This is a genomic window from Pseudomonas putida, assembly GCF_026625125.1.
GTDB lineage: Bacteria > Pseudomonadota > Gammaproteobacteria > Pseudomonadales > Pseudomonadaceae > Aquipseudomonas > Aquipseudomonas putida_X.
Window position 1 is genome coordinate 4,906,132 of record NZ_CP113097.1, and the last position, 18,419, is coordinate 4,924,550.

The window sequence follows — 18,419 nt, forward strand, 5'->3', positions numbered from 1 at the left end:
ACTGCACAAGCGGTTGCACCAGCAGGATCGCTTACGCCGACCCTGTGCACCGCACATCAGCAGGGAGCCTCCATGGACAATATCGTCGTTGCCGACAAGCAAACCACCGTCGCCACCCAGAATGCCTGGGGCAATATCACGCTCAACAGCCCAGGCGTGGTGCAGATGCCCGTTGCGCCGGACCAGGTGGCAACCGTGACCCGGCGCGGTCAGGACCTGATCGTCACCCTCAAGTCTGGGGAAAAGGTCACCGTCGGCAACTTCTTTGCCGTGGACCAGGCAGGTGTGGGCAGTGACATGGTCTTCGTCGGTGAAGACGGCACCCTGTGGTACGCCAACTACGATGCCGAAGCCTTCACCGGTTTCACCTTCCAGGAAGTCGACTCGCTCGATGACCTGGTCGCCGGCATCGGCGTCGCGGGCAGCGAAACCCCAACCTGGGCGATTGCCGGGTTGAGCCTGCTGGGTGTTGGTGGCGCTGCCGCCGCCGCAGGCAGCGGCGGTGGTGGCGGTAGCAGCGGCGGCTCCGCCCCAGGTGACACCACGCCACCCGCCACACCGATCGACCTGCTGGTATCGCCCGATGGCTTGCGCCTCACCGGCCGCGGCGAAGCAGGCGCCACGGTGAACGTGCGTGATGCCGCTGGCAACCTGTTGGGCACCGGTACCGTGGGCGCCGACGGCACCTTCACCGTCACCTTGAACCCACCCCAGGTCAATGGCGAAAACCTGGACGTCAGTTTGACCGACGCGGCTGGCAACATCTCGCAGCCTGGCAACGTGACCGCGCCGGATGCAACCGCCCCCGTGGCGCCCACCGAACTGGCCGTGAACGAGCAGGGAACCACACTCACCGGCCGTGCCGAACCTGGGTCCACCGTGCAAGCGCGGGCCGCCGACGGCACCGTGCTGGGTACCGCGGTGGCAGGCGCCGACGGCGCGTTCAGCATCACCCTGCAACCCCCACAAACCGATGGGCAGGCGCTGCAAGTCACTGCCAGTGACGCTGCCGGGAACACCTCACCTGCCGCAGCCATCAACGCACCCGATGACGGGGTTGGCAACCCGCCCGACACCACCCCGCCCGCGCCACCGACCGACCTGGCGGTCAGCGCTGACGGTAGAGTCGTCAGCGGCCGTGCCGAGCCCGGGTCCACCGTGCAAGTGCGTGCCGCCGACGGCACCGTGCTGGGTACCGCCGTGGCAGGTGCCGACGGCCTGTTCAACGTCACCCTGCAACCCCCACAAACCGATGGGCAGGCGCTGCAAGTCACTGCCAGTGACGCTGCCGGCAACACCTCACCTGCCGCAGCCATCAACGCACCCGATGACGGGACTGGCAACCCGCCTGACACTACCCCGCCCGCGCAGCCGGCCGACCTGGCTGTCAGCGCCGACGGCAGGATCGTCAGCGGCCGTGCCGAACCCGGGTCCACCGTGCAAGTGCGTGCCGCTGATGGCACCCTGCTGGGTACCGCCGTGGCAGGTGCCGACGGCCTGTTCAACGTCACCCTTCAACCCCCACAAACCGATGGGCAGGCGCTGCAAGTCACTGCCAGTGACGCCGCTGGCAACACCTCACCGGCCGCCGCCATCAACGCACCCGATGACGGGACTGGCAACCCGCCTGACACCACCCCGCCCGCGCCACCGACCGACCTGGCTGTCAGCGCTGACGGTAGAGTCGTCAGCGGCCGTGCCGAGCCCGGCTCCACCGTGCAAGTGCGTGCCGCCGACGGCACCGTGCTGGGTACCGCCGTGGCAGGTGCCGACGGCCTGTTCAACGTCACCCTGCAACCCCCACAAACCGATGGGCAGGCGCTGCGAGTCACTGCCAGTGACGCCGCCGGCAACACCTCCACTGCCGGCACCGTCAACGCGCCGGACATCGATACCGGCGGGGGTGACACCACTGCGCCGGCGCCCGCCACTGACCTGATCATCAGCGGCGATGGCCGTACCGTATCGGGGCGCGGTGAAGCAGGTGCAACGGTAACCGTAACGAACGACCAGGGGCAGGTCGTGGGCACTGGGACGGTGCAGCCTGACGGCACCTTCACCCTGCAGCTGACCACGCCCGTGACCGATGGCTCGTCGCTGCAAGTGACCTTGACCGATGCCGCTGGCAACGTATCACCGACAAGCCCGCTGACGGCACCGGACCTGGTAGCTCCCGGGCAACCGACCGGGCTGACGCTCACCGATGGCCAGACGCTGACCGGCAGCGCCGAACCCGGTGCACGGGTAGAAGTGCGCGACAGCTCCGGCGACCTGATCGGCAGCGCTATCGCCGGGCCGGATGGCCGCTTCAGCCTCACCCTCGACCCTGCTCAGGCCAACGGCCAACCCTTGGCCATCACGGTCACAGATGCCGCTGGCAACAGTTCCGCACCACTGGCGTATACCGCGCCGGACATCACGCCCCCGGCACTGATCACCGGCGTGATAGTGGGCGCCGGCAGTGCCGTGATCGCGGGCCGCGGTGAAGCGGGTGCCACCGTGCAAGTGCTGGATGCCGACGGCAATGTGATCGGCAGTGGCACGGTGGCAGCCAACGGCACGTTCCTGGTCGAACTGGATGCTCCGGTGGTGGCGGGCGAAAGCATCGTGCTGGTGCAAACCGACGCTGCCGGCAATGCATCGCCTGAGCTGAGCATCACCGTGCCGCAGACGCCCGTACCGGAAGGCCCTGCCGGGCTGGTGGTGGCCCCCGATGGCTCGTCCGTCAGCGGCACGGCGCCTGCAGGCAGCTTTGTGGAAGTGCGCGATGCCCAAGGCAATGTGCTGGGCAGCGTGCAAGTGGGCAATGACGGCACCTTCACCGTCGGCCTGAACCCCCCTCAAGCCAATGGCGAACTGCTCGATGTGGTGGCCCTGGACGCAGACGGCAACAGCTCGCTGCCGACCCAGGTCGGCGCACCGGACATCACCGCGCCCAACCTTGCCAGTGACCTGGCCCTGAGCGCCGATGGCGTCACCCTCACCGGCCGCGGTGAACCCGGGGCCACCGTGCAGGTCAGCGATGCCCAGGGCACAGTGCTCGGTACGGCAGTGGTGGGTGCGAACGGCGTCTTCACCGTCACCCTGACACCGGCCCAGACCAATGGCCAGATGCTCGACGTGGCGCTGAGTGACGCTGCCGGCAACACATCGACCGCAACCCTGACCGCGCCGGATCTGGACGGCCCGTTGCAACCTTCCGCGCTGGCCATCGACAGCACAGGCCTGCACCTCACCGGCCAGGGCCAGAGCGGCTCGATCGTCACGGTGCGCGCGGAGGACGGCACCGTACTGGGCACCGCGAGAGTCGGCGCCGACGGGCGCTTCGATGTCACCCTCGACTCGCCACAGCGCAACGGCCAGAGCCTGACCGTAGAGGCCACCGACAATCTGGGCAACAGTGCCGGGCCGGTCGACTTCACCGCTCCCGACAGTACCCCACCGCAAGTCGTCGGCAACCCGAGCATCGACGACAGCGGCACCACCGTCAGCGGCACTGGCGAACCGGGTGCCACCGTGATCGTGCGCAGCCCCGACGGTACTGTACTGGGCAGCGTCGAGGTGGCCGGCGACGGTACCTTCGAGCTCACCCTTGCCCCACCGCAGACCAATGGCCAGGCCTTGACCGTGGAGCAACGCGACCCAACCGGTAACGTGTCTGCAGCGGTCGACCTGCCAGCCCCGGACAATCAGGCGCCCGACACCCCCACCGGCCTGGCCCTTTCCGCCGATGGCAGCGTGCTCACCGGTAGCGGCGAGCCCGGCGCGCAGGTGCGCGTCATCGGCACCGGCGGCGCAGTAGTGGGCACCGCCGTGGTGGAGGCCGACGGTAGCTTCCGGGTGACCCTCGACCCACCGCAGCTCAACGGCCAGACGCTGTCCGTCACCCAGGCGGACGCGGCGGGCAACACCTCCACTGCCGACACCGTCACCGCCAACGACCTCGAAGCACCGCAACCTGCACAAGGCCTGGGGCTGAGCGCCGATGGCAGTGTGTTGAGCGGGCAAGGTGAGCCAGGCGCCACCGTAGAAGTGCGCGATGCTGGCGGGCAATTGCTGGGCGATGCCCAAGTGCAACCCGACGGCAGCTTCACCGTCACCCTCGCCCCTGCCCAGACCAACGGCGAAGTCCTGTCGGTGGTGCTTGTCGACGAGCAGGGCAATGCCTCGCCATCGGCCACCTTCACCGCCGACGATTCAACCGGCCCTGCCACCCCGACCGGCGTGCAAGTCAGTGCCGATGGCACAACCCTGCAGGGCAACGGGGAGGTCGGCTCCACCGTTGAAGTGCGCAATGCCAACGGCGACCTGCTGGGCACGGTCGTGGTGCCAGTGGGCGGCAACTTCAGCGTGCCGCTGTCGCCAGCGCAACTGGATGGGCAGAGCCTCGAGGTGACCCTCACCGATGCAGCCGGCAACACCTCCCTCGCTGCCCAGGCCACTGCGCCGGACCTCACGCCGCCTGCGCTGCCGACCGATGTAGACGTCAGCCCGGATGGCACCACGGTGACCGGCAACGCCCCCGGGGCCAGTACGGTCACGGTAACCGACCCCAGTGGCAATACCACCACCGTTGCAGTGAACGGCGACGGCAGCTTCAGCGTGCCGCTTGATACCCCGCTCACCAATGGCGAGACCCTGACCGTGGTGGTCAGCGACGGGGCCGGCAATGACTCTGGCGCATCGACCGTCACCGCGCCGGACACCACACCGCCTGATGCGGCCACCGACATCACGATCAGCCCGGATGGCGGGACCATCGGGGGTACTGCCGAACCCGGCGCCACCATCATCGTTCGCGACGGCACCACTGAACTGGGCACCGCAACCGCCGGGCCGGACGGCACCTTCGTGGTCGAAGTCGACCCACCCCTGGTTGCCGGCGACACCGTGCAGGTGGTGGTCCGGGACGACGCTGGCAACGAGACCCCAGTAAACGTGGACGGGCCAGACGGCACCGAGGTCGCCACACCAACGGCGCTGACCATCAGTGCCGACGGCTTCCTCCTGACCGGCCAAGGCACCGTGGGCTCGCTGATCACCGTGACCTCCGGCGGCACCACGCTGGGCACCGCGACGGTCGGCAGCGACGGCATCTTCCGCGTGTTCTTCAGCGACGCCCAGCTCAATGCCCAGACCCTGCAGGTCAGCGCACGCCTTTCAGCCGGCGGTAAACCTTCCGTACCGGCCACAATCGTGGCCGAAGACAATACCGCCCCGGATGCCCCCACCCAGCTTGCCCTCAACGGCAGCGGCAGTACCCTCACCGGCCAGGGCGAGGTGGGCGCGACCGTGCGCGTGGTCGATGCCCAAGGCACCGAACTGGGCACCGCCATCGTTGGCAGCAACGGCTTGTTCAGCGTCACACTGACACCCCAGCAAGCCAACGGCCAGAACCTCACCGTCACCCAGAGCGACGCGGCGGGCAATAGCTCGCTGGCCGCAACCTTGCAGGCGCCTGACCTGCAAGCGCCTGATGCGCCCGCCGGCCTGAGCCTGAACAGCGCGGCAACCGTCGTCAGCGGCCAGGGTGAGGCCGGCGCCACCGTTACTGTGCGCGATGCCAGTGGCGCAGTACTGGCCACCGGCACTGTCAACCAGAGCGGCGAGTTCCAGGTCACCCTGCCAAGTGCGCAAACCACCGGCAGCGCCCTGCAGGTGACCCTCAGCGATGCCGCTGGCAATATCTCTGGCCCGGCGAGCCTGGCGACACCGGACCGCACGCCACCGGCGGCGGTCGGCAACCCCGTGCTCAGCGCCGATGGCAGGCAGCTATCAGGCAGTGGCGAAGCCGGCGCCACCGTGCAGGTGCGCAACGCCGCCGGCACCGTGGTCGGCACCACGACCGTGGGCGCCGATGGGCGGTTCACGGTTACATTCGATACGCCACAGGCAACTGGCCAGGCGATCGGTGTGAGCCAGCTGGATGCAGCTGGCAACACCTCGCCTGCTGTCACCCTCAGTACACCCGACCTCACCGCACCAGCCCCGCTGACCAATGTGGTGCTCAACAACAACGGCCTGACCCTCACCGGCCTGGGTGAAGCGGGTGCCAGCGTGACGGTACGCGGCCCCGATGGCACCATCATTGGCACCGGCCAGGTGGCCGCCAACGGCAGCTTCACCCTCACCCTGACCAGCGCGCAACTCAACGCCCAGAACTTGAGCGTGACCCAGACCGACGCGGGCAACAACACCTCGCCGCCCGTTGCGGTAACAGCGCCGGACCTCACCCCACCCGCGGCGCCAACCGACCTCGCCCTGGCCAGTAGCGGCGTGCAACTGAGCGGCAGCGCCGAAGCAGGCAGCACCGTTACCGTGCGTGATGCCGCAGGCAATATCCTGGGTACCGCCGTGGCCAGCAGCAATGGCACCTTCCAGGTCACCCTGAGCAGCGCCCAAACCAACGGCCAGACCTTGCAGGTTACGGCCACCGATGCCGCAGGCAACGTGTCGCCTGCCGCGCCTTACACCGCAGCCGATACCACACCACCCACCGCCGTCGCCAACCTGGCCGTCGCTGCCGACGGCGCCAGCCTGACCGGTACCGGCGAAGCCGGCGCCACGGTCACCGTGCGCGCGCCCGACGGCACCTCGCTGGGGACCGCCACGGTCGGCAGCGATGGCCGGTTCACCGTCGCGCTCAGCCCTGCAGCGATAGCCGGCGAAAACCTCAGCGTGACCCAGGCCGATGCCGCGCAGAACACCTCGCCGGCACAGACCGTGACCGCGCCGGGCGACCTGGCACCGGACATTCCGGACAACCTGACGCTCTCAGCCGATGGCCTGGTGGTTACCGGCAATGGATCCCCCGGCAGCACCGTCAGTGTGTATGGCCCTGACGGCGTGCTGTTGGGCACTGCGCCAGTGGGCAATGACGGCAGCTTCACGGTCAACCTCGACAGCGTTCAGGCCAACGGCGAAGTCTTGCTGGTCAGTGCCGTGGGCACCGATGGCAGTGCTTCGTTGCCTGCGACCCTGCAGGCGCCGGACACCACCGCTCCACAAGCGCTGACCAACCTGGTGCTGAGCGCCGATGGCCTGACGCTCACCGGCCGAGGTGAGCCGGGCGCCACGGTGACCGTGCTCGGCGAAGGCGGTGTCGACCTGGGCACCGCTGTGGTCGGTGCCGATGGTAATTTCAGCATTGGCCTGAGTACCGCCCAGATCAATGGCGAGCAGCTCAGTGCACAGCAGACCGACGCCGCGGGCAATGAGTCCGACAGTGTCAGCCTGACTGCGCCCGACCGCGTGGCGCCCGAGGCTGCTGGCAACCTGGCATTCGCCGGCGGCGGCAGCGTGCTCAACGGTACCGGCGAGGCCGGCAGCACCGTCAAAGTGCTGGCTGCCGATGGCAGTACACTGGGCAGCGCAGTGGTCCGCGCCGACGGTACCTTCCAGGTCACGCTCAGCGCGCCACAAGCCAACGGCCAGCAGGTGCAGGTGGTACTGACCGATGCCGCCGGCAACCAGTCCGACCCCAGCCCCATCACCGCAGCCGATACCACCCCTCCAGCCGCCCCCACCGAGCTTGCGATTTCCAGCGACGGGGTTACCCTCACCGGCCGCGGCGAGCCCGGCGCACAGGTGAGTGTGACCAACGCCCAGGGCGACGAAATCGGCACGGCAGTGGTCGATGCCAGCGGTAATTTCACCGTCACGCTCAACCCGGCGCTGGGCAACGCCGAACTGCTCAGCCTCAGCCAGGCCGACGCAGCCGGCAACGTGTCGGCGGTCGCCACCTTGCAAACGCCCGACTTCACGCCGCCGGCCATCCTCACACAGGTGGCGATCAATGCCGATGGCAGCGTGGTCACCGGCCAGGGTGAACCAGGCGCCACCGTCACGGTGACCAATGCCGCAGGCGTAGTGCTCGGTACGACCATTGTGCTCACCGACGGCAGCTTCTCAGTAGAACTGTCGCCCGCCCAGATCAACCAGCAAGTGCTGTCGGTACAGCAGGCCGACCCACCCGGCAACATCAGCGCGCCGGTCACCGTCGATGCCCCCGACCTCACGCCCCCTGCAGCGGCGACCGAATTGCGCTTCAATGCTGCAGGCGATCAGCTAAGCGGCGTCGGCGAAGCGGGCACCACGGTACGCGTGTACCTGGGCACCACTGAAATCGGCACCGCCACCGTGGAGGCCGACGGTACCTTCGTGGTCGATCTGAGCTCGGCGCAGCTCAACGGCCAGACGCTTCAGGTAACCCTGACAGACGACAGCGACAACGTATCGCCCATCAGCTCGGCCACCGCAGCCGACACCACGCCGCCGGCCACGGTGGTCGCGGTGCTCAACGCCAGCGGCACCCAGCTCACCGGTAGCGGCGAAGCAGGGGCGCGCATCACCGTGATGAACGACCGTGGCGACATGGTCGGCCAGGGGGTGATCGACCCTGATGGCACTTTCGTGCTTGACCTCACCACCCCACAGATCGACGGCCAGGTACTGACCGTGGTCGCTCAGGACGCCACCGGCAACCCCAGCGCGCCACTCGAAGTGACCGCCCCGGACCTGGTGCCACCGGGGCAACCCACCGGCCTGGCGCTGGACGCGACGGGCACGCTGCTGACCGGTAGTGCCGAACCCGACAGCATCATCACCGTGCGTGGCCCGGACAACACCATTCTCGGCACCATCCAGGCCAACCAAGACGGCACCTTCAGCGTGACGTTGAGCCCGGCACAGGACAACGGCCAATTGCTGACCGTGGTCGCCCTTGATGAGGCGGGCAACGCTTCGCTGCCAGCCACTTACCAGGCTGGCGACACGTCGCCGCCTGCACCGGTGACCAATCTGGCCATCAATGCCGACTACGACGTGCTGACCGGGCGCGGCGAGCCCAACGCTACAGTGACGGTCAGCCTGGGAGGCGCTGTAATCGGCACCGGCGTGGTCGATGCCAATGGCAACTTCTCCATCGACCTCGCCCCCGCACCTGGCGCAGACGTCACATTGGAAGTGATCCAAAACGACGGTACCAACCCCTCGCCAGTACAGACCTACCTCACCCCGGATGTTCCACCCTCAGCGCCCCCGACCAACGTGGTGCTGGACCCTGACGGCCTGACCCTCACGGGTAACGCCACCAGCGGGGCGTCCATCACTGTCTATGACAGTGAGGGCAATGTGATCGGTACTGGTACAGCGGACGGCAACGGCGACTTCAGTCTGCAGCTCGACAGCGCCCAGTTGAATGGCCAATCGCTGTCGGTCACTGCCGAGGCGGTGGCGGGCACTGAGTCGCAACCCGTGTTCGTGCAGGCGGCCGATACCACGCCGCCGGCCAACCCGGTGGTCACTGCGCTGTCCGCCAATGGCCTGGTGCTGACCGGCACCGGTGAAGCCAATGCCACAGTCACCGTGCGCGATGCCAACGGCAATGTGCTCGGTACCGGCGTGGTCAACGCGGGCGGCGTGTTCAGCATCAACCTGGCCAGCGCGCAGCTCAACGGCCAGGTACTCGGTGTGACGCAGGTCGACGCGGCACAGAATGCCTCGGGCAGCACCAGCTATACCGCGCCGGACACTCAGGCGCCGGCGGCACCGACCAACCTGGCCGTGGGCGGCGCAGGCACCGTGCTGACCGGTGTCGGCGAGCCCGGCGCGACAGTCACCGTCACCGGCCCGGGCGGGCCGCTGGGCAGCGCCGTGGTGCAACCCAATGGCAGCTTCACCGTCAACCTCTCCACCACGCAGAACGACGGGCAGTTGCTCACCGTGCGCCAGTCCGATGCCGCCGGCAACCAGTCCGGCAGCGCCAGCGTCACAGCACCCGACACCACGCCACCCGCGGCGCCAGTGGCCGCCATCAACGCCAACGGCACCACGGTCAGCGGCTCTGGCCAGATCGGCAGCACCGTCACCGTGCGCGACGCGGCAGGCACCGTGCTCGGCACCGCCACAGTCGGCAGCAACGGCCTGTTCGTGGTCAGCCTGGCGGCGGCGCAGATCGACAACCAGGCCCTGACGGTCACCTTGACCGACGCCAGCGGCAACGCTTCGACCGGCACCGCACTGACCGCTCCAGACCTCACCCCGCCAGCGCTGGCCAGCAACCTGGTGATCAGCGCCGACGGCAGCACGCTGACCGGCAGCGGCGAGGCTGGCGCCACGGTCACGGTGCGTAGCGCCAACGGCACCGTCCTGCAAACCGGCACGGTGCAGCCCGACGGCACCTTCTCCGTCACCCTGACACCTGCCCAGGACAACGGCCAGAGCCTGTCGGTGTCGCTCACCGACCCCCGCAACAACGTATCCGGCAACGTCACCATCACCGCGCCGGACGTCGACGCCAATGCACCGGTGATCGCCAGCGACAACCTGGCAACCGCCACCGTCAACTTGGCACCGGTTGTCGCCACGCAGACCTACACCGACAGTTTCACCACCCTGCTGGCGGGCTTCAGCAAGACCTACACCTGGACGGTCGGGGCCGGCACCACGGTTGACCCTACCTTGACGCTGACCACAAGCAGTGCCCTGGCCCTGCTCGACAACACCACCTTCACCTTGCAGGTAAAAAATGCTGCCGGGGCCTGGGTCACGTTAGCGACCGGTAACAGCCAGGGCCTGCTGGACTTGATCCTGTTGCCGTTGGGCCAAGGGGTGCGCGTCGACATCGGCGAGCTGCAAGCCGGTGAGTACCGGCTGACCGTCGGCAGCGGCGGGATCGGCCTGGTGACCAACGTGACCACCACGCTGGACATCGAAACCACCAGCCTGACCCAGTTCACCGGCACCGGTACCCCCACTACCGGCAACGTCATCACCGACCCCGGGGTCGACGGCACCACCGATGCCCGTGGCCCGGACAGCAGTGCCGTGCTGCAAGTGCTCAAGAACGGCAGCTACGTCACCGCCGGCAGCGCCACCGAAGTGCAGGGCCTGTATGGCACCCTGGTGATCCGCGCCGATGGCAGCTACACCTACACGCCCAACGGCACCCCCGCCAGCGTCGGCAAGGTGGACGTGTTCAGCTATCAACTGGTGCACGGCAACGGCCTGACCGATGTCGCCAACCTCTATGTGCGGATCGACAGCCCGCAAGCCACGGAGGTCTGGAGCGACAGCAACCTCAGCGCGCCCGCCACGGTGGTCGATGCCGTCAACGACATCGACAGCACCAACATCAGCCTGGCGAACCGGGTGGACACCGCCAGCGCCACACTGGGCACACTGTCCCTGCCGCTGATCGGCTCGCGGCAAGCGGCCTACACCACCACCGTTGCCGCTGACACCACCGCCAACCTGCAAGTGGTACTCAACTCCGCCAACCTGCTGGGCCTGCTCAACGGCACCACCCTCGGCCTTTACAAACTCAACACGGCTACCGGCCAGTACGTCCTCGTGCAGTCTGTGCCCGGTGGGTCGCTGGTCAGCCTGCTCGGCGGCGGTTCGGCCTACACCTTCCAGAACCAGGGCGCCGGTACCTACGAGATCCGTGTCAGCGCAGGTGGCATTGGCCTGGCCAGCTCGATCACCACCAGCCTCAACACCACCACCACGCACACCAACGAGTTCGTGGTCAGCGGCTACACCCCCGTGACCGGCAACCTGCTGACCGACACCGCCGGGGGCGGTGCCGACAACCTCGGTTCGACGCTGACCGTGCTCAGCGTGCTGGTAGCGGCCAACACTTACGCCATCCCCGGTTACAACGGCGTCAGCGTGGCCGGCACCTACGGTACGCTTCTGGTGAACGCTGACGGCAGCTACACCTATACCCTCAAGGAGGGCCTGACCTCGGCAGTGATCGGCCAACAGGACACCTTCACCTACGAACTGACGCACCCCAACGGCACCACCGATACCGCAACGCTGACCATCAACCTGGACAACGCTGCCGGGTTTACCGCGACCACTTCGCTGCTGGCTGAAAGCGGTGACGAGGGGGCGACCTTGGCTAGTGTGGCCGCGGCCGCATCGACCGAGGTGATCGCCGGCAGCGATGGCAATGACCACCTCGATGGCAGCCAGGGCGGGCACATCAGCCTGCAAGGCGGGGCGGGCGACGACACCCTCGTGGTGGTCGACCAGGCCTTTGCCAGCGTCGACGGCGGCAGTGGTACCGACACCCTGCTGTGGGGCGGCGGCGATGCCAGCATCGACCTGGGCTCCCTGGCTGAGCGTGTCCACGACATCGAAATCATCGACCTCAACGACACCAGCGCAGTGGCCCTGACGCTGAGCCTGGCGGATGTGGTGGCCGTCACCGAAAGCGGCAGCAGCACGCTGCTGATCAAAGGTGACGACAAGGATTCGGTGCACATGACCGATAACTGGAGCCTGACCGGCAGCCAGAGCGCCGACGGCATCGACTATAACCAATACACGGCCCAGGAGGATCCGAGCCACCACCTGTGGGTGCAGAACGGCATCCATGTCGTCTGAGGCCGCAGTAACCCGCCGGGCGCCATGCCCGGCGGCAAGGACGATCAGCAGTAAGGGAATTATGTGAAGCGAAGCAGTCCGCTGTCACCGCTGTTGCCGGGAGCCGTCGCGCTCCTGGCATTGATTTGGAACCCGGTTGCGCAGGCAGCCGATGACATAGACCCCTCGCTACGCACCATCGGCCCGTCACTGCTACGCGATGCCCCCGATGCCATCCCTGCCCGCCCCGCGGCAGGCCAGGCCGCCACCCATGGCGATCGGCTCGGGCTGGCCGAGGCAGTGCTGGCCGCTGCGCAGTGGCACCCCAGCATCGCTGAAGCCGTCGGCAACCTGTACAAGCAAGGCGAAGGCATCAACGTGGCGCGCGCCGGTTACTACCCGCAGGTGTCCGGCGGTATCCGCACCGGCTATGACAGCGGGTATGGCGGCGACCGCAGCAGCCAGGCGCTGAACCTGTCGCTCAAGCAGATGCTCTACGATTTCGGCAAGGTCGACAGCGCCGTCGACGCCGCCAAGGCCGCTGCCGCCCGGGCCCAGGCCAACATCTTGCTGGTCATCGACGACCTGGCCCGCGATACCGCCTACGCCTGGATCGAAACCCGCCGCTACGAGCAGCTGATGGTGATTGCCCGTGAGCAGATCAACGGCGTCAATGCTATTGCCGGCATGGCGCGCCAGCGCAGCGACATGGGCGCCAGCACGCGCTCCGACGTGGTCCAGGCCGAGTCCCGGGTGGAAGGCGCCCGCGCGACCCTCGAGGAATATCAGGCCCAGTACCAGCGCTGGCGCTCTACCCTCGCCGCCCTGCTCGGCCGCGTTTCACCGCCGGCCCTGGCCGAAGAAACGCCCCCCGAACTCGACCAGGCCTGCAAGCGCCCACCACAGGGCGACGACCGCCTGCCTGCAGTGCTCATGGCCCTGGCCCTGCGCGCACAATCCCAAGCCGAACTGGCACAGGCCAAGGCCGAGGCCTACCCGACGCTGTCGCTGCAGCCGCAGGTCAACCACTACCTGGACAACGACTACGACCGCGACAACAACCGCCTCGACCGCACCCAGGCGGGCATTTACCTGAACCTCGAGGTGCCGATCTACCAAGGCGGTGCCATCAGCGCCCGCAGCCGCGCGGCCGGGTATGCCCTGACCGCTGCCGACTCCGCCGAAGACGCTGCACGCCTGCAGGCCCGCCGCGGCCTGGCCGAAGCCATGGCGCAAACCTCGGGGCTGGGCCGCCGGCTGAGTTCGCTCCAGGCGCGCCAGGCCAGCATCAAGGAAGCACGCATGCTCTACGGCCGGCAATACCTGGACCTGGGCACACGGCCGCTGCTCGACCTGCTCAATGCCGAGCAGGAAATCTACCAGTCGCGCTTCGAACTTGCCGGCACCCGTTCCGACCTGCTGCGCCTGGATGTCGACTGCCTGTACAACACCGGCGCCCTGCGCATGGCCTTGGGCCTCGAAGGGCGCAACCTGCAAGGGGTGGAGATCGAGCCATGAACGATACGGTCAACCTGAGCCAAGCCACGCAGCAGCAAAACCCGGAGCCAGCTGTCGTCCATCGGCCGGACCTTGGCCCTTGGCTTGAAGTCATGCTGCAGGTCGCCCACCACTACCGGTTGGATGTATCGCCCCAGCGCATCCGCCTGGCGGCGGTCGAAGATGCCCGGCCGCTGGATGAAATTCTGCGCCACATGGCGCGCCAGGCCGGCCTGTCCCTGCGCTTCGTGCGCTTCGATGCCAAAGCCCTGCGGCAATGGCGTACCCCCCTGGTGCTCGAACTCAACGATGGCCAGCTGGCTGTGGTCGAAGCCGTGACCGAGGACAACCAGCTGGCCGTGGTGTTCGCCGGCGACCAGGGCCTCACCTCGCGCCTGCCCCGCGAAGCGCTCGAAGGGCGCATCAACCGCGTGGCACTGATGCGCCCGGCACGGCCATTGCGCGACGTGCGTACCGACGACTACACCGCCCCGTACGACCGCCATTGGTTCGCCCGCATCGTGCTGCGCGACCTGCGCCCGTACGGGCAGGTGATGGTCGCCTCGCTGGTGGCCAACGTGCTGGCCCTGGCCGGCGTGCTGTTCTCGATGCAGGTGTATGACCGGGTGATCCCCGCCGAATCGCTGCCCACCCTGTACGTGCTGTTCGGCGGTGTGGTGCTGGCGCTGGTGTTCGATTTCAGCATGCGCCTGCTGCGCCTGAAGGTTACCGACCTGCTCGGCAAACGCGCCGACCTGCGCGTCTCGGACCTGGTCTACGGCCATGCCCTGCGCCTGCGCAACTCGGCGCGGCCGAAATCCACCGGCTCGTTCATTTCGCAACTGCGCGAGCTGGAGTCGATCCGCGACCTGATCACCTCCAGCACCGCCACCGCGCTGGCCGACCTGCCGTTCTTCCTGTTGTTCCTGTTCGTGTTCTGGCTGATCGGCGGCGTGCTGGTGTTCATCCCGCTGCTGGCGCTGCTGGCCATGCTCCTGCCTGGTTTGCTGGCGCAGCGCCGGCTGGCACGCCTGGCCAATGCCTCGATGCGCGAATCGTCCCTGCGCAACGCCATGCTGGTGGAAAGCGTTCAGGGCCTGGATGAAATCAAGGCACTGCAGGCCGAAGCGCGCTTCGAACACCAGTGGAACCAGTACAACGCAGCCTGCGCGCACACCAACCTGCATCTGCGCACCCTGACCAACGGCCTGGTGACCTGGACCCAGAACGTGCAAGGCGCGGTGTTTGCCGTGGTCATCGTCATCGGCGCGCCGATGGTGATTGCCGGCGACCTCACCACCGGTAGCCTGGTGGCCGCCTCGATGCTGTCCTCGCGGATGATGGCGCCGCTGGCGCAGCTGACCCATGTGCTGACCCGCTGGCAACAAGCCAAGGTGGCGCTACAGGGCCTGGACAAACTGATGCAGGCGCCGGTCGATCACCCCGAAGGCGAAGCCCGGGTACACCTGCCGGCCATCCGCGGGGAGTACCGGCTGCGCCAGGCCAACTTCCGCTACGACCCCGAGGCACCACCGGTGCTGAACATCGGCCAGCTGGACATCCGGCCGGGCGAACGCATCGCCGTGCTGGGGCGCAATGGCGCCGGCAAGTCGACGCTGCTGCAGGCGCTGGGCGGTGCCATGGACCTGGTGCAAGGCGAGGTCACGCTCGACGGCATTGCCCTGGCCCACCTGGACCCGGCCGACCTGCGCCGGGACGTCGGCTTGCTGGCGCAGTATGCGCGGCTGTTCCACGGCACCCTGCGTGAGAACCTCACCCTCGGCGCCGGCCAGGCCAGTGACCAGGAGCTGGTGGCCGCGCTGGCCGCCACGGGCGCCTTGGAGTTCGTGCGCCGCCTGCCCAAAGGTATGGACCACCTGATTCTGGAAGGCGGCCTGGGCCTGTCCGGCGGGCAGCGTCAGGCATTGGTGCTGGCACGTTTGCTGGTGCGCCAGCCGCAGGTACTGCTGCTGGATGAACCCACCGCCTCGCTGGACGACACGACCGAACGCAAGCTGCTCGATAACCTCGACCGCTTCTGCCAAGGCCGCACTTTGGTGATCGCCACCCACCGGTTGAGTGTGCTGCAACGGGTGGAGCGGATCATCGTGCTCGAAGGCGGGCGCATCGTCATCGACGACAGCCGTGACGCCGCCCTGGCCAAACTGCAAGGAGCGCAGGCATGAGCAACCATGAACTCCCCGCGTCCTACCTCGATGGCCAGGACGATCAGGCCGTGCTGCGCGCCGGCCGCGTGATCACCGTGTGCGCACTGATGCTGGCCGCGTTCCTGGCCTGGGCTGCCTGGTTCGAGGTCACCGAAGTCTCTACCGGCACCGGCAAGGTGATCCCCAGCTCGCGCGAGCAAGTGATCCAGTCGTTCGAAGGCGGCATCGTCGCCGAGATGAACGTGGCCGAAGGCGATCTGGTCGAGCGCGGCCAGGTGCTGGCCCAGCTCGACCCGACCAAGACGGCCTCCAGTGTCGGTGAAAGTGAGGCCAAGTACCGTGCGGCCACCGCCAGCGTTGCCCGCTTGCGCGCCGAGGTCACCGGCAAGCCGCTGGTTTTCCCTGACAGCCTGCGCGACTCGCCGGAGCTGATCGACGCCGAAACCGCGCTGTACCAGACCCGCCGCCGCGGCCTGGAGCAGACCCTGGCGGGTATCGAGGACTCGCTGCGGCTGGTGCGCAGCGAACTGCAGATTACCGAGAACCTCGCCAAGATGGGGGCCTCCAGCCGGGTCGAAGTGATCCGCCTCAACCGCCAGCGCTCGGAACTCGAGCTCAAGGCCAACGAAGCGCGCTCCGATTATCTGGTACGCGCCCGCGAAGAACTGGCCAAGGCCAGCGCCGAAGCCGACAGCCTCTCGGAAGTGATCCGCGGGCGCAGCGATTCGCTGTCACGCCTGACCTTGCGCTCGCCGGTGCGGGGCATCGTCAAGGACATCGAGGTCAACACCCTGGGCGGGGTGGTACAGCCTGGTGGGCAGGTGATGAAGATCGTGCCGATGGACGAACGCTTGCTGATCGAGACACGCATCGCCCCCCGCGACATCGCCTTCATCCACCCCGACCAGGCGGCCAAGGTGAAGATAAGTGCCTATGACTATTCGGTATATGGTGGGTTGGAAGGCAAGGTGGTGGGCATCTCGCCGGACACCCTGCAGGATGAGGTGAAACCGGAAATCTATTACTACCGGGTGTTCATCCGTACCGAGCAGGACAGCCTGCAGAACAAGGCCGGCAAGCGCTTTTCGATCGTGCCGGGGATGATTGCCACGGTGGATATCCGCACCGGTGAGAAAACCATTCTCGATTACCTGATCAAGCCGCTGAACCGGGCCAAGGAAGCCTTGCGCGAGCGCTAGGGGCCGCTGCGCGGCCATCGCCGGCAAGCCGGCTCCCACCGGGACCGTGTCAGCTTCCAAGTCTTGGGTAAGGCAGCTCCGAACTGTCCCCAGGAAGTTGGACACCAACCCAATGTATTGTGGAGGTCCACTTTGTGGGAGCCGGCTTGCCGGCGATAGGGCCAGTGAAGGCTACCGCCAAGTTAAAGCCTGGCCCGAACAGGCCGATAACCGGTTATCCCCTGTCTTCCATGAAGGTCACCATGGCCACGCAAAATGCCCGCGCGGACGCGTTGTCCCTGCTGCTGTTCACCCTGCGCAGCGGCAAGCTGATGGCAATCAACCTGCTCAAGGTCAGCGAGATCATCCCTTGCCCGTCGCTGACCAAGTTGCCCGAATCGCACCCCCACGTGAAAGGCGTGGCGACCCTGCGCGGCAACCCGCTGTCGGTGATCGACCTGTCGCGGGCCATCGGTGAACGCCCACTGGCCGACCCCGACGGTGGCTGCCTGATCGTCACCGAGATCAGCCGCTCGCGCCAGGGCCTGCATGTGCAGGCAGTGAGCCGCATCGTCCACTGCCTGAGCACCGACATCAAACCGCCGCCCTTTGGCTCGGGCAACCGCTCGTTCATCACCGGCGTGACCCGCGTCGACAACACCTTGGTGCAGGTGCTGGACATCGAAAAGGTGATCCACGCCATCGCCCCGCCGGAGCCGGAGCCTGCTCCGGGCAAACTGAACGAAGAAGACGCCAGCCTGCTGGCCGCCGCCAACATTCTGGTGGTGGACGACAGCCAAGTGGCGCTGCAGCAGTCGGTGCACACCCTGCGTAACCTGGGCATCGACTGCCACACAGCCCGCAGTGCCAAGGATGCGATCAACGTGCTGCTGGAGCTGCAAGGTACTGCGCAGGAGATAAACATCATCGTGTCCGACATCGAGATGTCGGAGATGGACGGCTATGCCTTCACCCGCACGCTGCGCGAAACACCGGACTTCCAGCACCTTTACGTGCTGCTGCACACCTCGCTGGACAGCGCGATGAGTGCCGAGAAGGCCAGGCTGGCCGGGGCCAATGCCATCCTCACCAAGTTCTCCTCCCCGGAGCTGACCGATTGCCTGGTGGTGGCGGCGCGCACGGTAGTGTTTGCCGAACGATGAAGGCCGTGCTGTCATATCCAGCGACAAACTCCCTGGCC

At 67.3% G+C, this 18,419-nt stretch carries 5 protein-coding genes; all 5 read left to right on the forward strand.

What is annotated here, in order from left to right:
- Positions 1-72: 72 nt before the first annotated feature.
- On the forward strand, positions 73-12,396 hold the full coding sequence (locus OSW16_RS22620) for a BapA/Bap/LapF family large adhesin (RefSeq protein WP_418942022.1): 12,324 nt from the start codon (positions 73-75) through the stop codon (positions 12,394-12,396).
- 63 nt (positions 12,397-12,459) lie between these two features.
- Positions 12,460-13,893: a TolC family outer membrane protein gene (locus OSW16_RS22625; RefSeq protein WP_267818642.1), complete on the forward strand. Its 1,434-nt coding sequence runs from the start codon at positions 12,460-12,462 to the stop codon at positions 13,891-13,893.
- Positions 13,890-16,058 (forward strand): type I secretion system permease/ATPase, encoded by a 2,169-nt coding sequence (locus tag OSW16_RS22630; protein ID WP_267818644.1) that lies wholly within the window; start codon positions 13,890-13,892, stop codon positions 16,056-16,058. The genes OSW16_RS22625 and OSW16_RS22630 overlap by 4 nt, the downstream gene beginning before the upstream one ends.
- The gene (locus tag OSW16_RS22635; RefSeq protein ID WP_267818647.1) at positions 16,055-17,239 is read left to right on the forward strand and encodes an HlyD family type I secretion periplasmic adaptor subunit; all 1,185 of its coding nucleotides are present in this window, start codon (positions 16,055-16,057) and stop codon (positions 17,237-17,239) included. Before OSW16_RS22630 ends, OSW16_RS22635 begins: the two co-directional genes overlap by 4 nt.
- A gap of 242 nt (positions 17,240-17,481) precedes the next feature.
- Positions 17,482-18,381 (forward strand): chemotaxis protein, encoded by a 900-nt coding sequence (locus OSW16_RS22640; protein WP_241804138.1) that lies wholly within the window; start codon positions 17,482-17,484, stop codon positions 18,379-18,381.
- The last annotated feature ends 38 nt before the right edge of the window (positions 18,382-18,419 follow it).